Here is a 3,193-nt window from a genome sequence, read left to right as displayed (position 1 = left end):
GTGATGACGGCGAGCTATGCGAGCCGGCGGGTGGAGTGGCGCGGGCACGCGCTCGACGCGGGCAGCTCGGTCGGGCTGCCGCCGGCGCGCCCGTCCGGCGCGGAGATGCCCGTCCCGCTCTACCAGACCGAGGCCGTCCAATGAGGATGCCCGTGCGATGATGAAGACCCTTTTCCTGCAGCCGCCTTCGTTCGACGGTTTCGACGGCGGCGCCGGCTCGCGCTATCAGGCGCGGCGTGAGATCAAGTCGTTCTGGTTTCCGACCTGGCTCGCCCAGCCGGCCGCCCTTGTCGAGGGCAGCAAGCTGATCGACGCCCCGCCCGCGCGGCTCGGCCTCGACCCGATCCTGGCGCAGGCGCGGTCCTATGACCTGTGCGTGATCCACACCTCCACCCCGTCCTTCGCCAACGACGTCGAGGTGGCGCGGCGGCTGAAGGAGGCGAACCCGTCGATGAAGATCGGCTTCGTCGGCGCCAAGGTGGCGGTGCAGCCGACCGAAAGCCTCGCTCAGGGCGGCGCGATCGACTTCGTCGCGCGCAACGAGTTCGACTTCACCATCAAGGAAATTGCCGAGGGCCGCGATCTCGCGTCGGTGGACGGCATCACCTGGCGCAACCCGTCCGGCGTGCTGGTCCAGAACAAGGACCGCGCGATGCTGGAGGACATGGACCGGCTGCCCTTCGTCACCGAGGTCTACAAGCGTGACCTGCGGATCGAGGATTATTTCATCGGCTATCTTCTGCACCCCTATGTCTCGCTCTACACGGGACGCGGCTGCAAGAGCCGGTGCACGTTCTGCCTGTGGCCGCAGACGGTGGGCGGCCACCGCTACCGCACCCGCTCGCCCGATCACGTGGTGGAGGAGATCGCGCTGGCCAAGCGCTATTTCCCGCAGGTGCGGGAGTTCTTCTTCGACGACGACACCTTCACCGACGACCTCCCGCGCGCCGAGGCGATCGCGCGCAAGCTCGGCAAGCTGGGCGTGCAGTGGTCCTGCAACGCGAAGGCCAACGTGCCGCGCGAGACGCTGAAGGTGCTGCGTGACAACGGGCTGCGGCTGCTGCTGGTCGGCTACGAGAGCGGCAACCAGCAGATCCTGCACAACATCAAGAAGGGCATGCGGATCGAGGTCGCGCGCCGCTTCACGCAGGACTGCCACGAGCTCGGCATCAAGATCCACGGCACCTTCATCCTCGGCCTGCCGGGCGAGACGACGGAGACGATCCGGGAGACGATCCGCTTCGCCACCGACATCAACCCGCACACGATCCAGGTCTCCCTCGCCGCGCCCTATCCGGGCACGTTCCTGTACAATCAGGCGGTCGAGAACGGCTGGCTCGATGCCGCCAACGCGGAGCTGGTGGACGATCACGGCGTGCAGATCGCGCCGCTGCACTATCCGCATCTGTCGCACACGGAAATCTTCGACAGCGTGGAGACGTTCTACCGTCAGTTCTACTTCCGCGCCCCGAAGATCGCCTCCATCGTCGGCGAGATGATACGCAGCCCGCAGATGATGAAGCGCCGCCTGCGCGAAGGGGTGGAGTTCTTCCACTTCCTGCGCGAACGTCACAAGGCGGCGTGACCAGCCGCAGCGTCCGCTTCACCGCCGACGATTTCGGCCTCTCGCTCGTCGTCAACGAAGCGGTCGAGCGCGCGCATCGCGACGGCGTGCTGGCGTGTGCCAGCCTCATGGTGGCCGGCGAGGCGACGGCGGATGCCGTCGCGCGCGCGCGCCGGCTGCCCGGGCTGCGGGTCGGGCTGCATCTGGTGGTGATCGAGGGACCGGCCGTCCTGCCGCAAGCCGACATCCCCGATCTCGTGGATGCGGCGGGCCAGTTTCCGTCGGATCAGCTTCGCCTCGGCATCGCCTATGCCTTCAACCGCCGCGTGCGGACGCAGCTCGCGGCGGAAATCCGCGCGCAGTTCGCCGCCTATGCCGCGACCGGCCTCGCGCTGCATCACGCCGACGCACACAAGCACATGCATCTGCACCCCACGGTCGGGCGCATGCTGGTCGCCGCCGGGCGCGCCCATGGCCTGTCGCGTGTGCGGGTGCCGGCGGAGCCGCCATCCGTGCTGGCGGCCTGCGGCGCGCGATCCGGCCCGGGCGCGCGGGCGCTGTATGCCTGGACGGGCTTGCTGCGGCGCACGGCCCGCCGGGCTGGCCTTGCGGTCGAGGATCATTGCTTCGGCCTGCGCTGGACCGGGGCGATGACCGCCGACCGGCTGCTCACGCTCGCGGCGCACCTGCCGCCGGGCGCGAGCGAGGCGTATCTCCATCCGGCGACCCACGCCGATCCGCTGCTGCGGCGGCTGATGCCCACCTATCGTCACGCCGAAGAGCTGGCCGCGCTGCTCGATCCGCGTGTGGCGACGGCCTACGCACCCTACACAAAAACATGGCAAACGTCGCGTTATTGACCGTGTCCCCGGCGCTCAATACGGTCCCGGCAACGATCGTCTAGCCGGACACGTATTCCCATCGCCCGCAAAGAAGGACGCGTTCATGAGCCGCGTGCGCCACGACCTGATTACCCGCATCTGGCGGGGCCGTGACCCGTTCCTCGACCACCCGCCCAACGTGCAGGAGGTTGATCTCAGCGGCTGGCGCGGCGAACACCCCTATCTGGCCGAGGCGATCGCGGGCACGACGCCGCGCCACGTGGTCGAGGTCGGGACCGGCAAGGGCGGCTCGGCCATCGTGATGGCCCGCGAACTGAAGGCCCGCAAGATCGACGGCGTGGTGATCGCGGTCGACACCTTCCTCGGCGGACTCGCCGAATGGCAGGCGGACGAGACGTTCGAGGCGCTCGGGTTCGAGGCCGGCGGCGCGACGCTGTATGGCCGGTTCGCCAACAACGTGCTGCGCTTCGGCCTCGGCAACTACATCCTGCCGCTGACGATGGACGGAATGAGCGCGGCGAGCCTGTTGCTGTTCCTCGACGTGCATCCGGGCGTGGTGCATCTCGACGCCAGCGCCGACTACCATGGTGTCACGGCCATGCTGAACGCGTGGTGGAACCTGCTGAAGCCGGGCGGCGTGCTGATCGGCGGCAACTATCACAAGGCCGTCATCTACCCCGAGGTGAAGCGGGCCTATGACGACTTCTTTGGCGCGCTGAAGCTGCCGATCGAGGATCGCGAGGGCAAGTGCCGCATCGTCAAGACCGAAGCGTCCGCCGCGACGGCC

3 protein-coding genes are annotated in these 3,193 nt (G+C 68.4%); all 3 read left to right on the top strand.

The window, feature by feature from the left end; translation table 11 throughout:
- The first annotated feature begins 157 nt into the window (after positions 1-157).
- The gene (hpnJ, locus tag B8460_RS04435; RefSeq protein ID WP_199445541.1) at positions 158-1,585 is read left to right on the top strand and encodes a hopanoid biosynthesis associated radical SAM protein HpnJ; all 1,428 of its coding nucleotides are present in this window, start codon (positions 158-160) and stop codon (positions 1,583-1,585) included.
- Positions 1,582-2,424, top strand: coding sequence for a hopanoid biosynthesis-associated protein HpnK (hpnK, locus tag B8460_RS04430; protein ID WP_048860368.1), 843 nt, complete (start codon positions 1,582-1,584; stop codon positions 2,422-2,424). The genes hpnJ and hpnK overlap by 4 nt, the downstream gene beginning before the upstream one ends.
- Positions 2,425-2,509: 85 nt before the next feature.
- A partial coding sequence (locus B8460_RS04425) for a class I SAM-dependent methyltransferase (protein ID WP_048860367.1) occupies positions 2,510-3,193 on the top strand: 684 nt, incomplete at its 3' end.

Source organism: Acidisphaera rubrifaciens HS-AP3, from assembly GCF_000964365.1.
Lineage (GTDB): Bacteria > Pseudomonadota > Alphaproteobacteria > Acetobacterales > Acetobacteraceae > Acidisphaera > Acidisphaera rubrifaciens.
The sequence above is the reverse complement of the archived record's forward strand: the minus strand, read 5'-3'. Positions and strand labels throughout refer to the sequence as shown.